Source organism: Parabacteroides sp. APC149_11_2_Y6 (genome assembly GCF_054506995.1).
The window spans coordinates 1,712,564-1,731,988 of record NZ_CP173709.1 but is presented as its reverse complement, the minus strand read 5'-3'; the positions used below and the strand labels follow the sequence as shown (position 1 = coordinate 1,731,988).

At 41.4% G+C, this 19,425-nt stretch carries 18 protein-coding genes; 11 read left to right on the top strand and 7 right to left on the bottom strand.

All coding sequences use genetic code 11. The features are described 5' to 3' along the window. Positions 1-12: 12 nt before the first annotated feature. The 5 genes from ACGE0T_RS06915 to ACGE0T_RS06895 all read right to left on the bottom strand — a co-directional run bounded on the left by ACGE0T_RS06915 (position 13) and on the right by ACGE0T_RS06895 (position 3,625). A complete protein-coding gene (locus tag ACGE0T_RS06915) occupies positions 13-477 on the bottom strand; it encodes a DUF4293 domain-containing protein (protein WP_459189798.1) in 465 nt (154 codons plus the stop codon). Between the two features lie 164 nt (positions 478-641). Further along, a complete protein-coding gene (locus ACGE0T_RS06910) occupies positions 642-974 on the bottom strand; it encodes a DNA-directed RNA polymerase subunit omega (RefSeq protein ID WP_459189797.1) in 333 nt (110 codons plus the stop codon). Between the two features lie 25 nt (positions 975-999). Beyond that, positions 1,000-1,809: an outer membrane protein assembly factor BamD gene (locus ACGE0T_RS06905; RefSeq protein ID WP_459189796.1), complete on the bottom strand. Its 810-nt coding sequence runs from the start codon at positions 1,807-1,809 to the stop codon at positions 1,000-1,002. A gap of 69 nt (positions 1,810-1,878) precedes the next feature. Further along, positions 1,879-2,304: an amino acid-binding protein gene (locus tag ACGE0T_RS06900; RefSeq protein ID WP_459189795.1), complete on the bottom strand. Its 426-nt coding sequence runs from the start codon at positions 2,302-2,304 to the stop codon at positions 1,879-1,881. A 19-nt stretch (positions 2,305-2,323) separates the two neighbouring features. Continuing rightward, the gene (locus tag ACGE0T_RS06895) at positions 2,324-3,625 is read right to left on the bottom strand and encodes a phenylacetate--CoA ligase family protein (RefSeq protein ID WP_459189794.1); all 1,302 of its coding nucleotides are present in this window, start codon (positions 3,623-3,625) and stop codon (positions 2,324-2,326) included. 302 nt (positions 3,626-3,927) lie between these two features. Here ACGE0T_RS06895 and ACGE0T_RS06890 point away from each other — a divergent pair, with 302 nt between their 5' ends. The 8 genes from ACGE0T_RS06890 (at position 3,928) to ACGE0T_RS06855 (ending at position 12,572) form a co-directional block, all read left to right on the top strand. Then, entirely contained in the window at positions 3,928-5,085 is a 1,158-nt protein-coding gene (locus tag ACGE0T_RS06890) for an MFS transporter (protein ID WP_459189793.1), read from the top strand. A gap of 98 nt (positions 5,086-5,183) precedes the next feature. After that, complete coding sequence (locus ACGE0T_RS06885) at positions 5,184-5,756, top strand: RNA polymerase sigma-70 factor (RefSeq protein WP_459190432.1); 573 nt, start codon at positions 5,184-5,186, stop codon at positions 5,754-5,756. Between the two features lie 173 nt (positions 5,757-5,929). Next, entirely contained in the window at positions 5,930-7,258 is a 1,329-nt protein-coding gene (locus ACGE0T_RS06880; protein WP_459189792.1) for a hypothetical protein, read from the top strand. An 8-nt stretch (positions 7,259-7,266) separates the two neighbouring features. Then, positions 7,267-7,716, top strand: coding sequence for a glycoside hydrolase family 20 zincin-like fold domain-containing protein (locus tag ACGE0T_RS06875; RefSeq protein ID WP_459189791.1), 450 nt, complete (start codon positions 7,267-7,269; stop codon positions 7,714-7,716). Then, positions 7,685-7,855: a hypothetical protein gene (locus tag ACGE0T_RS06870; RefSeq protein WP_459189790.1), complete on the top strand. Its 171-nt coding sequence runs from the start codon at positions 7,685-7,687 to the stop codon at positions 7,853-7,855. The genes ACGE0T_RS06875 and ACGE0T_RS06870 overlap by 32 nt, the downstream gene beginning before the upstream one ends. Before the next feature lie 750 nt (positions 7,856-8,605). Then, positions 8,606-9,868: a Gfo/Idh/MocA family protein gene (locus ACGE0T_RS06865; protein ID WP_459189789.1), complete on the top strand. Its 1,263-nt coding sequence runs from the start codon at positions 8,606-8,608 to the stop codon at positions 9,866-9,868. A 26-nt stretch (positions 9,869-9,894) separates the two neighbouring features. Then, on the top strand, positions 9,895-11,106 hold the full coding sequence (locus tag ACGE0T_RS06860) for a hypothetical protein (RefSeq protein WP_459189788.1): 1,212 nt from the start codon (positions 9,895-9,897) through the stop codon (positions 11,104-11,106). A 182-nt stretch (positions 11,107-11,288) separates the two neighbouring features. Then, positions 11,289-12,572: a DcaP family trimeric outer membrane transporter gene (locus tag ACGE0T_RS06855; protein WP_459189787.1), complete on the top strand. Its 1,284-nt coding sequence runs from the start codon at positions 11,289-11,291 to the stop codon at positions 12,570-12,572. A gap of 14 nt (positions 12,573-12,586) precedes the next feature. Here ACGE0T_RS06855 and ACGE0T_RS06850 read toward each other — a convergent pair whose 3' ends face one another. After that, a complete protein-coding gene (locus tag ACGE0T_RS06850) occupies positions 12,587-13,600 on the bottom strand; it encodes a LacI family DNA-binding transcriptional regulator (protein ID WP_459189786.1) in 1,014 nt (337 codons plus the stop codon). 239 nt (positions 13,601-13,839) lie between these two features. On the opposite strand from ACGE0T_RS06850, the gene ACGE0T_RS06845 reads away from it, so the two are divergent. From ACGE0T_RS06845 to ACGE0T_RS06835, 3 genes are read left to right on the top strand one after another with little or no spacing between them, the layout of a single operon-like run. Further along, positions 13,840-15,276 (top strand): mannitol dehydrogenase family protein, encoded by a 1,437-nt coding sequence (locus tag ACGE0T_RS06845; protein ID WP_459189785.1) that lies wholly within the window; start codon positions 13,840-13,842, stop codon positions 15,274-15,276. Between the two features lie 16 nt (positions 15,277-15,292). Then, positions 15,293-16,618 (top strand): MFS transporter, encoded by a 1,326-nt coding sequence (locus tag ACGE0T_RS06840; RefSeq protein ID WP_459189784.1) that lies wholly within the window; start codon positions 15,293-15,295, stop codon positions 16,616-16,618. 55 nt (positions 16,619-16,673) lie between these two features. Beyond that, the gene (locus ACGE0T_RS06835) at positions 16,674-17,720 is read left to right on the top strand and encodes a linear amide C-N hydrolase (protein WP_459189783.1); all 1,047 of its coding nucleotides are present in this window, start codon (positions 16,674-16,676) and stop codon (positions 17,718-17,720) included. Positions 17,721-17,923: 203 nt separating this feature from the next. Here the strand turns inward: ACGE0T_RS06835 and ACGE0T_RS06830 are convergent, their stop codons facing one another. After that, positions 17,924-19,423: a sensor histidine kinase gene (locus ACGE0T_RS06830; RefSeq protein WP_459189782.1), complete on the bottom strand. Its 1,500-nt coding sequence runs from the start codon at positions 19,421-19,423 to the stop codon at positions 17,924-17,926. Between the last annotated feature and the right edge of the window lie 2 nt (positions 19,424-19,425).

Sequence of the window (19,425 nt, the reverse complement as noted above, 5' to 3'; positions counted from 1 at the left end):
TCACCAGACGCCTTATCTTAAACGATTTAAAGAGCGTACCAATGCTTCATCCGCTCCAATATTACGGATAGCCAGATAATCCAATATCAGAGAAACAAGAGGAAATGCAAGAGCAAACTTTAATGACACTGCCACATTATCCATCTGCCCTTTCAGGTTCCAGATAAAAAAGCCAAACATACCATAAATGCCCAGCATCAAAATAGCATTAAACACGCAAAGACGAATCTGCAACATACGCTTCTTAAATAAGAAGATTGTAAATAATGCAATCAAAGCCACAATTGCACTCAAAGCAAATAATCCCCATGTCGGGTAAATCAGCTCAGGCTGTTGTGTTGTCATTGTACTGATACCTGTTGCATCAAAAGACATAAACTGGTCACCCGACTGTAGAACAGCAAGTGGCATAAATAACATTGCAACAGATAAAATTGCTATTATAAATAAATATACGGTTTGTATTCTTTGTATCATAAGAGTAATCAAAAATTGAACACCGGAATATCTGAATTGAAGGTTGAACAAAAAGGGCAACTGGTAAAACCAAGCTTACATAAACCAGCTTGCCATACAATTGCCCCTTATCTCGTATATTGAGAAATTGATCCATCAACCATCAATTCCCAAATCCAAAATTCTTAGAAGTTATTTTTCTCTTTGGCAGGATTTTTATAATAAACCTTACCTTCTTCGTACTCCTGAGCAGCGATTAATGTCGCCTTCGGAAGTTTTTCATAGTAACGTGAAATTTCAATCTGCTCTCTGTTTTCAAATACTTCTTCCAAATTATCATTGTAAGAAGCAAATTCCTGGAGTTTCTTTTCCAAATCCTGTTTCATTTCAACAGAAATTTGATTCGCACGTTTACCAATAATAGCTACTGTTTCATACACATTACCCGTGTCGGCAGACAACTTCATCATGTCGCGGGTAACCGTATTCGCTGGAGCGTTCGTTTTTCTGTAATCCATACTTACACTTTATTGATTTATATCGTTAATACGTATCTGTTATTCTCTTGTTGGCATAGTCGTAGAACTTCTGCACCTGTTTCAAATATTGTCCTTCCGGATATTCGTTCGTATAGTTATAATATTCATCCACTACGTCGCGGTAACGTCCCTGTAGCTTTTCTTCCACACTGACAAGTGCCATTTCGTATTTGGAACGGATAATATAAAACATAAATTCTTCGCGATACTTGGAATAAGGATAATTCTTCAAGGCATTCTGTGCTGTAATCACACTTGAAAGATAGTTGTTACCCATATAGGTACCCAAATTGAAATACAACCGGACTGCAAGCAATTCCTTATAAGCAAGTTTTTCCTGCAGTTCAAACAAAATATCCTGAGCTTCCTTTGCCCGTTCGCTCTGCGGATAATATTCCAGATAAAGCTGCAACTGGTTAATTGCATCATAGGTCTGTTTCTGGTCCAGACGGGGGTCCGGGGAATCCAGATACAAACCATAGCCGGAATAATAACGCGCTAATTCGGCATATTCACCTTTCGGATAAGTCGAATAATAGGTGTTAAAATATTGCGACGCGGTCTGGTAATCCTTCTGGCCGTAGTAACTCTGCGCCAATAAATACAATGATTCTTCGGCATATTCGGTTCCCTTAAAAATAGGGACCAACTCATCTAAAATCGTAGCAGATTTTGAATATTGCTTGGCATTGAAATATTTCTTTGCATACGAATATTTCAATGCATAATCTGTACTTTTAAGTATCTTGTTATACTCCCCGCAAGAAGACAGCAAGACAGTCATCATCATCAATAAAAATACAACCTTTTTCATTCACATACTTTTAATAGCGCGCAAAGTTACGGTTTTCCAACAAATAAACGAAGCGCTTAACGTTAATATTTACAACTTATATAAGTCGCTGGCCGCAATCAGCTCCAGTTTATTAGCTTTCAAGACCTCCGCACACTTCTCTACATTGTCCGGACGGATGATGACATTGGCTGCTTCTCCCTGTGAAAAAGCATACATATATTCAACAAAAATACCGGCTGATGTAATAATATCCATTGCCTTAGCCAATGCACCCGGCTGGTTCGGGCAATGCAGGCAAACCACATCGGCTACGCTTACCGCATACAATTTTTCCCGTAATACCAGGATAGCCTTCTCTGTGTCTGATACAATCAGACGGAGAATACCAAAATCCGAATTTTCAGCCACTGTAAATGCAGACATGTTTACACCTGCTTCACCTAATATCTTTGCAACTTCCGTAAAACGTCCTTTCTTATTTTCAAGAAAGATAGATAACTGTTTAATTAACATAGCATTCAATCTTTAGGGGTTATACTAATTTGCGGTTATCGATTACGTGTTTGGCTTTTCCCATACTACGCTCGATACTGCGCGGTTCCACGATCTTTACATCCGGTTGGATACCAATCACACTCTGCAGGCGGTTGGCTATTTTCTTTTTCAACGCAAGCATTTTATTCATTTCATCGGAATAATATTCCTGACGTACTTCCACCTGAACCTGGAAGGTATCGGTATTGTTCACACGGTCTACCACAATCAGGTAATGCGGTTCGAATTCCGGCATTTCCAGAATCACGGATTCTACTTGCGACGGAAATACATTTACACCACGAATAATCATCATATCATCACTACGTCCGAGGATACGTCCCATACGTACAGTGGTACGTCCGCAAGCGCACTTTTCATAAATAAGATGCGTAAGGTCGCGGGTACGATAGCGAATCATCGGCATACCTTCTTTTGTCAAAGTGGTAAATACCAGTTCGCCCTGCTGCCCGGGTTCCACAGGCTGCAAGGTTACAGGGTCTACTATTTCAGGGAAGAAATGGTCTTCCCACAAGTGAGTACCGTTCTGGCACTCGCACTCGCCCCCTACTCCCGGACCACAGATTTCTGTCAGTCCGTAAATATCATACGCTTTAATATTCAATTTTTCTTCCAGTTCCTTACGCATGTTTTCTGTCCAGGGTTCTGCACCAAAAGCACCGACACGCAACTGGAATTCTTCCAGAGGAATACCCGATTCGTGGATAGTCTCAGCCAGATACAGCGCATAGGAAGGAGTACAAGCCAACCCTTTTGCCCCGAAGTCGTGCATCAACTGAATTTGCTTCTGTGTATTACCGCTACTCATAGGAATCACAGTTCCGCCGATATTTTCAACACCGCCATGGGCTCCCAAACCTCCGGTAAATAATCCGTAACCATAGGAAACCTGTACGGAATCGTTCTTTGTCAATCCATATGCTGTTAAACAACGAGCCACCACTTCCGACCAGATAGATAAATCTTTGCGGGTATAACCTACTACAATCGGTTTTCCGGTCGTTCCCGATGATGCGTGTAAACGAACAATTTCGGACATAGGCACAGCCATCAGCCCAAAGGGATAATTATCGCGTAAATCCTGTTTAACTGTAAACGGGAGTTTAACAATATCATCTATTGATTGAATGTCATCCGGGACAATTCCCATTTCCTGCATTTTCTTACGGTAGAAAGGAGAATTATGATATACGTGTTCAACAACTCGTCTCAAACGGATACTTTGCAGTTTCCGCATTTCCTCGCGGCTCATACATTCAATAGTCTCATTCCAAATCATGGCATTAGTTTGTTACTTTTCTAATTAATAGTCTAAAATTGTCGCAAAGTAAGAACTTTTTTAGGAATTAACAATCATAACGACAACTTTTCTCTCTCTGTATAAGCACCGAACAAATCGTGCATTATTCTTTTTCATAATTGCATTTTTTCAAATCATAGTTATGGTTTTCCAAAATCATAACTATGATTTGAGAAAACCATACTTATGAGCTTGTTTTATATCAATGCGCTAACAAAGACAAGGGAGAATAAAGTTTTTTTGTGTAAGTTTGCCTGCCGAAGAGAATAATACGCCTTGGAATGAAACGAAATATACTTGCACTCTACATTATTAAATTATCCAAATGGTTCACCCTGGTAATGCCTATCATCGTATTGTTTTATGAAAAACATGGATTAGGGTTGCAAGATGTGTTCATTCTTAAAAGCGTATATTCCGTAGCCGCCGTAGCTTTGGAAATACCTTCCGGCTACCTGGCAGATGTATGGGGACGGCGCAATTGCTTGATTTCCGGATGTATCTTATTCTTTTTCGGTTACCTCTGTTATTCTTTTACCTCTACTTTTGAAGCATTCCTGATTGCAGAAATCCTATTGGGAACCGGACAGACCTTGGTAAACGGAGCAGATTCCGCTTTATTATACGATACGACCGCCCATTATAAAAAAGAAAGCCTATACCTTCGTTATGAAGGCAGGATTACAATGATAGGCAATTTTGCAGAAGCGCTTGCCGGCATATTCGGAGGATTATTAGCAGCATACTCATTGCGTCTGCCATTCTATGCCCAGGCCGGCATTGCTTTTACAGGTATTCCTGCGGCTTTCGCACTACAGGAGTGGAAAATCCAGAATAAACTGCAAAACCCGGCAAGCGAGATTATAAGGATTATCAAATATTCGCTTGTTACAAATAAAAAGCTGTGCTACAATATTATGTTTTCCGGAGTCATTGGCGCAGCTACACTGACTATGGCATGGTTTGTACAACCGGTACTGATTTATCTGAAAACACCCATATCATGGTACGGCGTTATTTGGACAGTGCTAAATCTGACGGTAGGTTTTGCTGCGCTTTGGTCAGACCGGATAGACAATTACTTCGGTCCAAAAAAAATGGGAATACTTATATTAACTATCATCTCCGGAGGATACATTGCTTTGGCTTTCAATCTCTCTTATATAGGTATGGCAATTCTTCTTATATTCTATATTTTCAGAGGATTCGCAACGCCTATCCTTAAAGGCTACATCAACCAGATGACTTTTTCGGAAATGCGGGCAACCGTCCTTTCCATCCGTAATTTCATAATCCGCCTGATGTTTGCAGCAATCGCCCCTTTTATCGGATGGATGAACGACTTTTACTCTTTGAAAACCGCCTTACTGGTTACCGCCGGCATCATACTAATACCCGGAACCATTTTTCTGTTTCTACAATTAAAAAACGAACGGTGATCCATTAAGGAACATGTGTAGGGGATTTGACTACAAACAGGAAATCAGTTTATCCATCCATTGTGTTTTTCGATTTTAAATCTCATCTTTGCGAAGAGATGGATGTCAAGGAGCTGTTAATAATACAGAAGTTACGAAATGGCGAACAAGATGCGTATCGATATATAGACGATCGTCATTATGTCGTATTGTGTCAATTCGCAAATGAGCTGGTCAGGGATCCATTTCTTGCAGAGACCATAGTTGGAGATGTGATATTCCATTTGTGGGAAATTCGTGACACATTGGATATCAATAGTTCCCTTCGTGCTTATTTAATGCGGGCTGTACGGAACCGTTGTTATAACCATATCTCATCAGAAAAGGAAAAGAAGGAAGTTCGTCTCTCGACGATAGAGTCTGAAGCATCGGGGTGGGATGCTATAATACAATCCGAAGAACAGCCGTTAGGGATATTATTGGAACATGAGTTAGAGAAGGAGATTTGTAAATCCATCAATAAATTAAGCGATGAATGTAAGCGTGTTTTTAGAAAAAGTCGCTTTGAACATAAAAAAAATGAAGAAATCGCCACAGAATTAGGAATTTCTATAAACACGGTTAAATACCACATAAAGATGGCTTTAACCCGCCTGCATCAAGATTTGAAAAAGTATATGTTTCTATTTTAAATTTCCAGAGGTTTGCGGTGCTATTAGTATCGTTTTTTGTTATTGCATAATTATTGTTTTTTTATATTTTTGTAAAACTTCATCGGAAGTCTTGATTTTTCGTTCGATGATAAAGATTTTCCTTTATATTACAAATATCTTTAGTTATGTAATCCTTATAAATTACAACGATCATGTCAATGCACGCGATAGAAAGCTTGATAGAGTATTCTGTGATAACAGTGGCAACCGCTTCGCCTGTTCCACCTTTGGCGCAAAATATTTGTTATAGCCTTTATCAGCTTCAGAATCAAATGGATTGTGGGTACACTGTCTTGCGAGTTCGGGATGAACTGGAACAACTCGGGTATCTTTTTCTTCTGCCGCCGGAGCAGCTGCCGGAACCGGAGTGTAGTGAGGCTATGCAGCTTGCTGAAGAAGGAGGCTTCTTGGATGACGGCACATATATGGATTGCAGTTCCGGGATGTGTTGTGTCACCTACGGGTCTGAGCTGTGGAAGAAACTACTGGAGCAAAGTATTCTTCCGGCATCGCCAAAGGCGGAATTTCATCCGCTCAATATTTTGGAATTGGCGGAACAGATTGTCTCTCTGGCTTCAAAGGCACTTGCGGAAGGAGATAAAAGAGGGGCTGATACGCTGGGACATTGGTATGCATTCTTCCCCCTGTTTTGCGTGGTAGAGGGTTTGGACGATGACAATGCTCCGAAACCGGAAAGAATCCGGGCATTGCTCGAACTACTGGCTGTTCCCGAAGCGTTTGAAGTAGCGGAAGCTTATGGGAACGAGATGGATTTCGATTTTGAAGAAGAAGAAATGTCTTTCCTTGCCGGTTGGGAGGCTCCGTACAAACTATGGAAGGAGAAACAGAAATCTTTATTTCCGGAGTTCTGCAAACGCATGGTATACGAATTTATCGGCAAGCACGAATTTGCAGAAGCCGACCGCTATGCGTCTTATATGGGAAATGAAAATGATCCATCACGCTTGCTTCACCGTTGCATGGTAAGTTTTGCTTGCCATCAATGGCTAAAAACCCAAGATCCGGGTACACTATCGCCGGAACGTCTGCTCTCTCTCATCGAGGCAAAAAAGGGATTTGAATACCTGAGCGGACTACCGTTGCCGGAGCAGGAACTTGCCACTTGCCGCATCTATATATTGCAGACATTGGTCTTATTGGGTGATTATCCGGCTGCTGTCGAAATGCAGCAACATCTGTATATGGAAGCAATTGCCAAACTGGAACAGTATCCCGATGGGCAGACAAAGCAAATACAACAAATTGCACTGTCCATCAGCTACTATCAGTTACTACACGACAACCTTCCGGAAAGCTATCCGCCTAAAAGAGAATTAATGCAAAAAAACTTTTCGGAATTGATGGAACTGCCCGAAGCCAAACAGGTATGTAGCGATTTACTCCATGAAATGCCGGAAATGACAGACACACTGCAACAATACATGGAGCAATGCGATGCCTTGATACAGTATCTTAAATAAATGAATTTATGGTTTTTATTGTCAAGAAATTTAATATTATGTTGTTGTTGCTGTTAGTGACGACACTCTCTTTTGGGCAGGTAAAAGGAACAAAGAACTTCACTATCACTCCGCAAACCGTAATAAAAACAAATCTGCCGAAGCAGGCATCCTGCTTGTTTGAAATACAACGCATATTGAGAGAAAGATTCGGGCAAAGTGCCATTATGGGAGGTTTCCGGGCAAAAGGCAATTCGGTTATCGAACTCTGGACAGACTTTGACATAAAAGGGAAAGAACATTATATACTCGATATATCGGCAAATAAACTCTCTATCAGAGGGGCAACGCAGAAAGCCCTTCTCCACGGATTGAAAACATTAGACCGGATATTGCAATATGACATCAATAATACGAAAAACAAACAAATCGTTCCTGTTCGTATCGATGATGCATCCGCTACGGTTATTCAGCCTTGATGCTAAAGACACGGATACCAATCCGAACCATCTTGTAAAAGAAACTTTCACCGTTACCGCAAGGGATAAGATTCTATTACCGCTCGCTTCCGATGGCGGCGCCGCTCTACATATCCAGCCTGTAGGAAACTCAAAATGACAAATTGACATTTTGACAAACCACCCCTCTCCCATATCGCCTGTACGAAGCTATATCCGGGATCGATTGCAAATACGCGACTCTCACAGAGTTTTGTTTTATCAGTTTGTCAATATACATGATAAAATAATTACTAATTGATATAACGGGGATATCAATTATCAGGCATGGATTTCACTGATTTTGCAGATTAATACCTGTTGCATTTTTATTAATCCGCGAAATCCGTGAAATCCATGCCTAAACATATTGTTGTATTAAGTGGGTAATAACAATCTTTTTGATACTCAAATAAGGTTTGGTTTTCAAACCATTCCAGAGCTGCGTCTCTGCTTTATAACATCTAAAAACAAAGCATACATGCTTTAAAATCGAAACATATATGTTTTAAAGTTAAAATATAGGTGTTTTGCCGCGCAGATTATTGGAATTAGTACCGCAGGTAATTGAAATTACCCCTGGAGTAAATGGGAAAAAGTGCCGGATAGTAGAGAAAATGCTCCGTTTTAACACAAAAAAGAGCCGGTTCTTCCCTAAAAAGGCTTTTATGCATACATTGCACGTCAACAGAAAAGGTTATATTCCATCAAAATATCATTTATAAAAGCAAAACGCTAACATTTTATCAGAGTTTCCATTCAGAAGAACAGTAGAATTTCAATCTTTTTCGGTTCGCGTATTTGTAAACTCTTCTATTAACACGTATATTTGAGCAATTAGTTCCCTTTATTTATTACAAGAAAAAATACCATGAAGAAAGACATGACAGCTCCTGTCACGGCTATTGTATTAGGAGCCAGCGGAAGAGGTAAATTGTACGGAGATTACTCCCTCGAACATCCTCAAGATTTAAAAATTACAGGTATTGCCGAATTAGTGGAAATACGCAGGAATATCTATGGCGACAAATATCACGTACCGCAGGAAAACCGCGTGGCCACCTGGGAAGAATTATTAAACCGCCCCAAATTCGCTGATGCTGTGATTATTGCCACTCCGGATCATCTGCATTATGCCCCCTGTATGAAAGCACTGGATTTAGGGTATGATATCCTGCTGGAAAAACCGATTGCACAAACAAAAGAAGAATGCCGCCGTCTGGTTGCCTATGCGAAAGAAAAAGGAAGAATCGTTTGTCTTACCCACGTGCTGCGTTACTCCCCGTACTTCATAAAATTGAAGGAAATGGTCCACAGTAAAAAAATAGGAGAATTAGTCAGTATCCAGCATTTCGAACCGGTAGACCATGTTCATATGAGCCATTCATACGTCCGGGGAAGCTGGAGGGATTCCAAAGCAAGCACACCGTTGGTTTTGGCAAAATCCAGTCACGACCTCGATATTTTACATTGGATTATCGGCAAGCCCTGTAAGAAAATAGTTGCATTCGGGGATTTGTCTCATTTCAAAGCAGACAAAGCCCCGGAAGGCGCGCCCCAACGTTGTACGGACGGATGCCCGGCAGAAGCAACCTGCCCCTATTCCGCCCTGAAAATTTATTACCGCGACCGGACCTGGCTCTATGTATTCGACCTGCCGGAAGACCCGGACAAACAAGGGGAAGCTATTCTTGAAAACCTGAAAACAGGTAACTACGGCAAATGCGTCTACCACTGCCAAAACAATCAGCCCGACCATTATATGATGCTGATGGACTTCGAAGGAGGCGTTACCGTCAATTTTTCAATAGAAGCATTTACCTCTTATGGAGGACGACGCACCCGTATTATGGGAACACACGGCGATATTGTAGGCGACATGGAAACGTTTACCTATACGAATTTTGCCACAGGAGTTTCTGAAGTTTACGATACAAAAGCAGAAGATGCCCTCAATTATGAAGGTGTAGGACACGGAGGGGGCGATGCCGGTATGATTCGCGACTGGATAGAAGCTATCCGCCAACAAGATGCATCTCTGATGAGTACCCCGCTGGATGATTCACTGGCGAGCCATCTGATGGCATTTGCTGCAGAAGAAAGCAGAAAAGAAGGAAAAATCATTTCTTTATAGACAAAACTAAATAACAAACACACTTTATGAAAACAATTATCGGCCTTATTTCGGCATGCCTGCTTATATCCATACAGGATATAGCAGCCTGCACTTCCATTATTATTTCAGGTAAAGTAACTCCGGACGGACGTCCGCTTATGTGGAAACACCGGGACACGGAAACACCTTTCAACCACATGGCATTTTTTAATGACGGAGGGTATAACTTTCTGGGGCTGGTGAATAGCAATAATACCGACGATGCTGTCTGGACAGGAAGTAATGAAGCCGGTTTCTGTATCATGAATACAGCCTCATTCAACCTGAAAGATGATGATGTAAAGGTGATGGACCATGAAGGTTCACTGATGCGGAAAGCTTTAAACATATGCAAAACCGTACAGGATTTCGAACATTTCCTGGATACATTAGCCCGCCCTATGCGTGTGGAAGCAAATTTCGGAGTAATCGATGCTTATGGAGGGGCGGCTTATTTTGAAACAAAAAACGACCGGTATTTCAAGAAGGATGTTAACGATGAAAAACTGGCCCCCAACGGTTATCTGATTTATACCAACTTCTCTTTTGAAGGACAGAAAGACAAAGGGCTCGGATATATACGTTATAACACGGCTACTGCCATTTTCCTGAAAATGCAGCACGAAGGATATACTCCTCAACGGATTTTACAGGAAGCCTCCCGCTCTTTCTATAACAGCCAGTTGGATATAGACCTCAAGAACGAACAGCAAAGTCCGAATCGCACAAGCGGATGGTTTGTTGAGCAGGATATGATTCCGAGAAGCGAATCGACTGCTGCCATTGTCATACAAGGAGTTAAGCCCGGAACGAACCCGGAACTCACCACCCTTTGGACAGCATTAGGATACCCTCCGACATCCATAGCCATTCCTCTTTGGGTAAAAATGGGAGAAAACCAACCGAAACTGGTAATTTATGATAAAAATATAAAAACAGCACCGCTCTGTTTATACGCCTCACAACTGAAAGACAAGGTGTATTCGCTCCATAGAGGAAACGGACAGAAATATCTGAACTGGAGGCTTTTATGGAATAATGACGGAACCGGATATATCCAGGAACTTCAAAAAACAGAAGATATGGTTTTCGATACATTTAACAGCCAAATACCTTCATGGGAGAAAAAAGGGTTGAACATTGTGGATGTTCAAGAGGTCTATAATAGGGTAATTCCCGCCATAGAAAACGCTTATGGGCAGTGCATGAAGCAATAAAGGCATGGAATTTCCCGAAAATTATTAACTAACCCAATTTTAATCAATGAAAGGAGAGCCTATGGATAGAAATATATAGTTTTGATATGCCCCACACAAGGAACTTAACAAGAGAATACTTAGATTCCTGTTCCTTACAGAAAAAGACTTTCTAAATAAACACCCGACTAAGAAAAAGACTCATGGAAACACCCAACTTTACCAAGCTATTAATACTTCTGATAAGTATTAACGGAACAACCTATGCACAAAATAAAAAAGGGGAAAAAGAAGATAAGGATTCTGCTACGGTCATTGTCTTAGGACAAAATAATGACCCATCCGTAAAAAGCAAAGCCATTAAATCCTTTGAAGAGAACATTCGTGCCGGTCTACAACCGGACGGTATGCCACGATTCCTGATAACAGATTCCAAAGCCAACGCAATCTTTGCCATCGGAGGTTTCGTTCAATTCCGCACAGGATATGATTTCGGAGGAGTCATTAATCATCTGGATTTTATACCTTATTCCATTATGATCGATCCCCTGGAAGGAAACGATCGAAGATTCCTAATGGATGCTTCTACGTCACGGCTTTATTTTAAAACCCTGATTCAAACCAAAAAAGGAGTACTTGAAGGATATCTGTCTACAGACTTCCGAGGAACAAACAAGGCACTTCGATTACGTGAAGCCTATATTTCTTATATGGGAGCCACTTTCGGACAAACATTTTCAACCTTTTGCGACCTGAAAGCTTCTTTTTCCACCATCGATTTTGAGGGTCCCAATGGTTTCGCCCTTACGCGTAACCTATTAATCCGTTACGAATATGGTTGGAAAAATGGAATTAAAGTCGCTGCATCCTTGGAATATCCCAGTGTACTGATAACACACGGATATTTAAACCATGACATCTACCAACGCATTCCGGATATTCCGGCTTACATAAATTATGCATGGAAAGATGGCCATGTCCGTCTATCCGGCATTGTGAGAAACTTGTTTTATTATAATAGTGTAACAGCAGAAGTTGACAGAGCTATCGGCTGGGGTATAAAATTAAGCGGTACCTTTAAAATAGGTCCTAAAGTCCAGCTATTTGGAGAAGGCACGATTGGACGAGGGTTGGCTGCTTATATCTCGGATTTGGGTACATCCAAATTCGACCTGATAAATGATGTAAATAAACTGGGAGAAATGATTGCCCCCAAAACCTACGCATGGTTTGCCGGTATCCAATATAATATCCTTCCTCAAATGCCATTTACTTTTGGCTATAGCCAGGCTGGTATAACCGAAGAAGAAGAAAATCTATCGACAAAAGAGTACCGGTGCGGTGATTTCTACGTATGCAATCTTTTCTACAGATTTTCACCTTATTGGCATACCGGCATTGAATATTTACACGGAAGCAGAACCAATCAGGATAATCAATCCGGACATGCCAACCGTATACAGGCGGTTATCCAATTTAATTTCTGACAATCACCACCCCGTCATGCCTGTCCTTCGGTCGATGCACGAAGTTTAATTTCAGCGTCAAGCACCACCGTTTTAGGAGGAATTGATGGGTCCTTTATCTTTTCAAGCAATAATTCGGCGGCCGTTTGTCCCATCCGGATAAGCGGCTGTTCGACTGTCGTCAGATGAGGATTTACAATGGTCGAAAGTATCGTACCGGAGAAACCGGCTACAGCAATCTGCTCCGGAATCCGGAATCCTTTTTCGGTCAGCACGTTCATTGCCCCGATAGCCAGCGTGTCTGTAAATGCATAAACAGCATCAAAAGTTATGCCTTTAGACAAAATTTCCTCTATAGCCGCCCTTCCGTCATGAATACTTACACGGGTCCGTACTATCAATGAAGGGTCGTGGTCGATATGAAACTTATACAATGCATCCTTAAAGCCCAGCAACCGGTCATTTGTATTATGAATGTAGGACGGTCCCTGCAAATAAAGAATACGTTTCCTACCACTACGGATCAAATGCTCCGTCAAAAGGAAAGATTTACTATAGTCGTCTATTACAACCTTCGTTACATCTAATTTTGAGGGGACACGGTCGTAAAAAACAATCGGTGTACCTCCGTTCCGGATACGTACACACTCTTCGACATTCGCATCCTGATGGCATAAAGCCATAATAATGCCATCTACCCGGAACCGCTCCATCAACAACAAATTGTCTTTTTCCCTCTCCCAATCCTCATTCGATTGGGCGATAATTACTTTCGCACCCTGAGGATATAAAACCTGCTGAACGCCCTCTATCACGGATGACGCAAAAGGTGTCACCATCTCGGGAACAATCACTCCGATGGTATTTGTTCGCCCATATTTCAGGTTTAATGCTACCGGATTGGGTTTATAGCCTAACATGTCCGCCAGTGCCAGTATCTTTTCTTTGGTTTCCCGGCGTATATTCTTATCATCCGCCAATGCTCTTGACACTGTTGAGACGGATAAATTCAATTGCTGTGCTATCTCTTTAATTGTTACGTGCTTCATAACATGTATTGAGTTAAGAATTCAAATATAATCGTTTCGGTTCTCATTTGCAAGCCAATAAAAAAGGATTAGCATTTGTTGATACAATATCATATATGAGAACGTTTGCAGATTTTGGGAACGTTTGCGAGAACGATTGCATAAAAATTCAAGCCAGAACTGTTTTTTCCCTACTTCCTATTTCTCTTAATTTGCTTCTACAGTTTAAATCTAAATTCACCATTAAACATATAACAATCATGAAAACATCAGTTATTCCTGTAAGTTACGACCGTACACAAGTACAAACCGGCATCATGCACATTGGCGTAGGTAATTTCCACCGTGCACACCAGGCTTTTTATACCCATCTTTTACTCAAGGATGAAGACCAGCGGGACTGGGGTATCTGTGGAGTAGCCTTATTGCCTAACGACCAACGTTTATACCAGGCTCTGCATAAACAAGATAATCTTTATACGCTGACCGTATGCGGACGAGACGGGCATGATGGAGCCTATCAAATAGGTTCTATCGTGAAATTACTCTGGGCGGGAGAATCTTCGGAAGCCATATTAAACAAAATGGCTGACAAATCTATCCGCATCATCACCCTGACTATTACTGAAGGCGGATATAATATAGATAAGGCAAGCGGACAATTCATACTGGATAATCCGGACATACAACATGATTTACAGAATCCGGCATCACCTAAAACCGTATTCGGATATATCGCCGAAGGTTTACGCCGCCGTAAAGAAACCGGACACGGAGCTGTGACAATCCTCTCCTGCGATAACCTCCAGCATAATGGCAATACAGCCCGTAAAGCATTTACCTCCTTCATCAAAGCACAAGACCCGGAACTCGCCTCCTGGGTAGAAACAAACGTAACTTTTCCGAATGCGATGGTAGACCGTATTACCCCGGCAGTCACCCCAAATGATATTGCCCGCTTAAACGAAAAGAACGGAACGAACGATGAAGCTCCGGTTTATTGCGAAGATTTCATCCAGTGGGTAATCGAAGACAATTTCATAGCCGGACGCCCGGCATGGGAACGCGTCGGTGTAGAGTTTACCGATGATGTAACCGCCTATGAAAATATGAAACTGAGCTTACTCAATGCTTCCCATACCTTACTCTCTTATCCGGCATTCCTTAGCGGTTACCGTAAAGTGGACGATGCAATGCGCGACGAACGTTTTGCCAACTATTTGCGTACTTTTATGGACAAAGATATTACCCCTTATGTTCCGGCACCGGGAACAACTGATTTGGAAGTATACAAACAAACACTCATCGAGCGTTTTGCAAATCGTAGCGTAAGCGACCAGTTAAGCCGCCTTTGTTTTGACGGAGCATCCAAAACGCCCGTATATATCATGCCCAATCTGATAAAGATGATAGCAGACAAAGCCGACCTGACCCGCATTACCTTCTGGGCTGCCGCCTATCGGCGATATTTAAACCGCCCGGTAGACGACCACGGAGCATCTTATGAAATAAACGATCCATGGCTCACCGATGAAGATTACCAGCTAATAGCATCCCAACCGGTTGATTTCCTTAAAATCTCCCCATTCCGCAGTACCGACCTTCAGAAAAGCGAAGCATTCGTTTCCTTATTCTTGAAAATGGTAGATGACATTGAACGGAAAGGCACTATGGCAACTCTCGAAAGTATCCTCTAAAAAGACTTGTACGAGCATGAAAACACAACAGACGTATACACTCGGACCGTTTATCGTATTAATATTTATCTATTTCATCGTCGGTTTCCTGACTACGGTAAACGGACAATGCCAGGCCCCGCTGAAAATAGCTTTTCTGGATAATGCCGGTGAACTGAAAAATACGTTCATCACCCTTATATCCTTTTTCTTTTTTCTGGCTTATTTATTAAACGGGACACTTGGCGGCAAATGGATCAATGCCTATGGATATAAGAAAACATTGTTGCGCGCATTAGGTATAATGGTTGCCGGACTCATGGTTTTCTTTTTCTCCTCATGGTTCACTGTAAACTATCCGGATTACTACGTCAGAATCGCCTCGGCACAAATTCCTTACGGATACTTCATGTTTCTATGCGGTTCCTACCTGATGGGTACTTCGGCGACTCTTTTGCAAGTAGTTATTAATCCCTATGTGGCAGCTTATGATGTACCGGGTACACAGCCTGTACAGCGCATGAACATAGTCTGTGCCTTTAATTCCTTCGGAACCACGATTGCCCCGTTCTTCGTAACGGGAGTGATGTTCCGCGGAGTACCGATAGAGGAAGTTCATGTGCGCCAACTGATGTTCCCTTTTATTTTACTGGCTACATTTATCGCCCTGACTGCCTTTATCACACAACGGCTGTCGTTACCGGACCTGCAAGGCACTAAAACCTCCGGAGATGAAACATTGGAACGCAGCATCTGGTCGTTCAGGCATTTAAAGTTAGGTGTAATTGCCATCTTCTTTTATGTAGGTGCCGAAGTTTCCATCGGGGTTAATATCAATTTGCATGCACAAGAACTGGAACTGTCCGGACAAGGATTATCGTTTCTCGGGAATAAACATTTAATGCTGTGGGGATATGATTTAGGCATTCCGGCATTACTGGCCACATTGTATTGGGGAGGATTGATGGTTGGGCGTATTATATCCAGCATGATAACCAATATATCCCCACGTATCCAGTTGACAGTAACGACTGTCTTAGCAACAGTATTTGCAGTAGTCGGTATCCTTACACATAATTTGTGGGTACTGGTGGCTATCGGACTATTCCACTCTGTTATGTGGGGATGTATTTTTACACTTGCCATAAAAGGATTGAAGAAATATACATCCAAAGCATCCGGGGTCTTCATGATGGGTGTTTTCGGTGGTGCTGTCTTCCCTGTAATACAAGGAGCTTTAGCCGACCTTTTCGGTTCATGGCAATGGACATGGATACTGGTTATTATATGCGAATTGGTAATGCTTTACTATGCCCTTTGGGGATCACGCATTAAAGAATCAGAACTTCTGGACACAAATTAAACATATTCTCTAAACCCCTTGTTATATAGGTATTCTTAAACAAAAAATCATTCATATGATAACAAGGGGTTTATTGGTTACAGTTTTGGCTACTATCTTTTTAGTTGCTATTCCCGAACAAAACAAAGCTTGTACACGGGCGGTCTATCTGGGACCTGATAATATGATTGTTACAGGAAGAACAATGGACTGGAAAGAAGATCCTCAATCCAATATCTATCTTTTTCCCAGAGGAATACAAAAGCAAGCCGGAAATACAAACAATACTATCAAATGGACTTCCAAATACGGGAGTGTGGCGACGGCTGGATATGATATAGGAGTATGCGACGGCATGAATGAAAAAGGGCTGGTAGCGAACCTGCTCTTCCTTACAGAATCACGTTATGACCGCTCCAATGATAACCGTCCGGTCATGGGGATAAGTATCTGGACACAATATGTACTGGATAATTTTGCCACTGTAGATGAAGCTGTGCAAGAACTCAGTAAAGACTTATTCCGGATAGATGCGCCGGATTTACCTAATGGTTCCAAATCGACCCTGCATCTTTCTATTTCCGACGCAACCGGGAACAGTGCCATATTCGAATATATCGATGGGAATCTGATTATTCATGAAGGCAGAGAATGCCAGATTATGACAAATTCCCCTACCTACGAGAAACAACTGACACTAAATGAGTATTGGAAACAAATCGGTGGTCTGGTAATGCTGCCGGGAACAAACCGTGCATCAGACCGCTTTGTCCGTGCTTCCTTCTATATTCAAGCTCTTCCACAGACATCCGATTACCGGCAAGCTGTAGCCGGCGTATTCAGTGTCATGAGAAATGTATCTGTTCCGTTAGGAATATCCATTCCGGAACAACCGAATATTGCATCCACCCGTTGGCGTACAGTGGCAGACCAAAAGAATAAAGTGTATTATTTCGAATCGACCTTAAGCCCGGACATTTTCTGGATTAATTTTAAAGATTTAGACTTCAATGCCGGCGCACCGGTCAAGAAACTGACATTGACAAACGGAGAGATATATGCAGGAAATGCAGCCGGCAAGTTTCAAACCAGCAAACCGCTTGCATTCCTGTTCGGAATATAAATAGACCTGTAGAAATATACCATGTAAGGTGTGCCCAGGCAAATAGACTTTGAACCAGGCACTACCTTTTCTATTGATATGCGATAAAAAAGGTTGATTTAAAAATGGCAGAAAGTCCCTCCGATTTGATTTTACTCATAGGTACAGGCCACTGTTTACTTATCTTTGTACATACAAAATCTTTTTATGTACAAAAATAATAATTATAGCTTTTCCGGTATCACTATTTTAAAACAAGTCCCCACTCCCTTTTTTGATTCTATATGGATCGTTCCATGAAAATACTCCACAATAGTCCGGCAAATAGCAAGTCCTAAACCGGCTCCCTGTGAAAAATGGTCTATCTTATAAAAGCGGTCAAATATATGTTTCTGGTCTTCTTCCGAAATCCCCTTGCCTGTATCTTTTACAAAAAATGTCACGTTCCCCGGTGTTTCAGATAAATACCCGAATGTGATGTATCCCCTATTTGTAAACTTAACTGCATTGTTTATCAGGTTATTAATCACCTGTTTCAAACGAACGGGATCTATAAAAATTATCTTATCCTTTTCGGCTAATTCCAACTTAAGTTCAACACCTGGCGGCATATTCAATTGCTGGGAGACATAAATATCATCCAATAATTTATTTAAAGATTGCTCGGAATAACGGAATTCCATTGTTCCGGCTTCGATTTTGGATATATCCAGTATGTCATTTATCAGGCTTAAAAGAAGTTCGCAATTTTTATTGATGATATCCACAAATTCGACTATTTCATTCTTTTCCAAACCTTCAATATCACGTAATAACATGGAGAAACCGACAATCGAATTCAGCGGAGTACGTATCTCATGGCTCATATTAGCAAGAAATGCACTCTTTTGGGCATCATTCCGTTTGGCAACAGCCACTTCCTCTTCTTTATCCTTCATTTTCTGGATACTCATAACGATACCCACAATCCGGTAAGGAAGCCCGGACACCTCCTGCGCCAGATAAGTGGAACGTCCTTCCATCCACTCGTAGGTACCATCCCCACGACGAAGTCGAAAAGAAACCGGAGCTGTATACAAATCGCCTCCCATCTGATCGGATAAAGCGGAAAACAAGGATTCACGGTCATCAGGAAATACCAAATCGACAAACTCTTCTGCGGTCAATTCATTATGATGGTCGTTAGGAAGTTTCAAATAGGTAAAATATTCAGGAGTCATAACATAAACAGAACGCTCCATATCATAGAACCAGGGGAATATTTTTGTAGAGTTAAGTGTCATATTTAAAAAATAAGACTGCATCCGTTCCTCTTTTATATTGAGGAATAAAATAACAATTTTCTTCAGGCATCCCTGATCAAACAACCCTGTTATTTTACAGATAGCAGGAAAACGGCTTCCATTTTTCAGGCAATGTATAAATAAATCATTCTGATATTGTATAAAACCGGCTTTATCTTTCAGGGAAGCCAAAACCTCCGGAAAACAATCATACTCTTTATACTTAAGAATGAAGAATGAACTATAATGCATGCCTACAACCTTGGCATCCGATATGTAAAGTTCCTCTTGCGCCTGAGGATTAATAAAATCTATCGTACCGTCTGCCTTTAGGACAATCACACAATCCCTTAATGTACATGACCGTAAATTTTCCAAATCCGTTTCTGTCATTGAAACTGAATGAACTCCTGCTATTTCATCTGTATTTATATCTTCCATAA

Bases quoted from the DNA above. Each gene is read 5' to 3' on its own strand.
- ACGE0T_RS06840 (WP_459189784.1), top strand. From the start codon at position 15,293: ATGAAAACACAACAGACGTATACACTCGGACCGTTTATCGTATTAATA.
- ACGE0T_RS06880 (WP_459189792.1), top strand. From the start codon at position 5,930: ATGTCAATGCACGCGATAGAAAGCTTGATAGAGTATTCTGTGATAACA.
- ACGE0T_RS06890 (WP_459189793.1), top strand. From the start codon at position 3,928: ATGAAACGAAATATACTTGCACTCTACATTATTAAATTATCCAAATGG.
- ACGE0T_RS06875 (WP_459189791.1), top strand. From the start codon at position 7,267: ATGGTTTTTATTGTCAAGAAATTTAATATTATGTTGTTGTTGCTGTTA.
- ACGE0T_RS06855 (WP_459189787.1), top strand. From the start codon at position 11,289: ATGGAAACACCCAACTTTACCAAGCTATTAATACTTCTGATAAGTATT.
- ACGE0T_RS06865 (WP_459189789.1), top strand. From the start codon at position 8,606: ATGAAGAAAGACATGACAGCTCCTGTCACGGCTATTGTATTAGGAGCC.
- ACGE0T_RS06835 (WP_459189783.1), top strand. From the start codon at position 16,674: ATGATAACAAGGGGTTTATTGGTTACAGTTTTGGCTACTATCTTTTTA.
- ACGE0T_RS06910 (WP_459189797.1), bottom strand. From the start codon at position 974: ATGGATTACAGAAAAACGAACGCTCCAGCGAATACGGTTACCCGCGAC.
- ACGE0T_RS06885 (WP_459190432.1), top strand. From the start codon at position 5,184: ATGGATGTCAAGGAGCTGTTAATAATACAGAAGTTACGAAATGGCGAA.
- ACGE0T_RS06905 (WP_459189796.1), bottom strand. From the start codon at position 1,809: ATGAAAAAGGTTGTATTTTTATTGATGATGATGACTGTCTTGCTGTCT.
- ACGE0T_RS06870 (WP_459189790.1), top strand. From the start codon at position 7,685: ATGATGCATCCGCTACGGTTATTCAGCCTTGATGCTAAAGACACGGAT.
- ACGE0T_RS06860 (WP_459189788.1), top strand. From the start codon at position 9,895: ATGAAAACAATTATCGGCCTTATTTCGGCATGCCTGCTTATATCCATA.
- ACGE0T_RS06850 (WP_459189786.1), bottom strand. From the start codon at position 13,600: ATGAAGCACGTAACAATTAAAGAGATAGCACAGCAATTGAATTTATCC.
- ACGE0T_RS06900 (WP_459189795.1), bottom strand. From the start codon at position 2,304: ATGTTAATTAAACAGTTATCTATCTTTCTTGAAAATAAGAAAGGACGT.
- ACGE0T_RS06915 (WP_459189798.1), bottom strand. From the start codon at position 477: ATGATACAAAGAATACAAACCGTATATTTATTTATAATAGCAATTTTA.
- ACGE0T_RS06845 (WP_459189785.1), top strand. From the start codon at position 13,840: ATGAAAACATCAGTTATTCCTGTAAGTTACGACCGTACACAAGTACAA.
- ACGE0T_RS06895 (WP_459189794.1), bottom strand. From the start codon at position 3,625: ATGATTTGGAATGAGACTATTGAATGTATGAGCCGCGAGGAAATGCGG.
- ACGE0T_RS06830 (WP_459189782.1), bottom strand. From the start codon at position 19,423: ATGGAAGATATAAATACAGATGAAATAGCAGGAGTTCATTCAGTTTCA.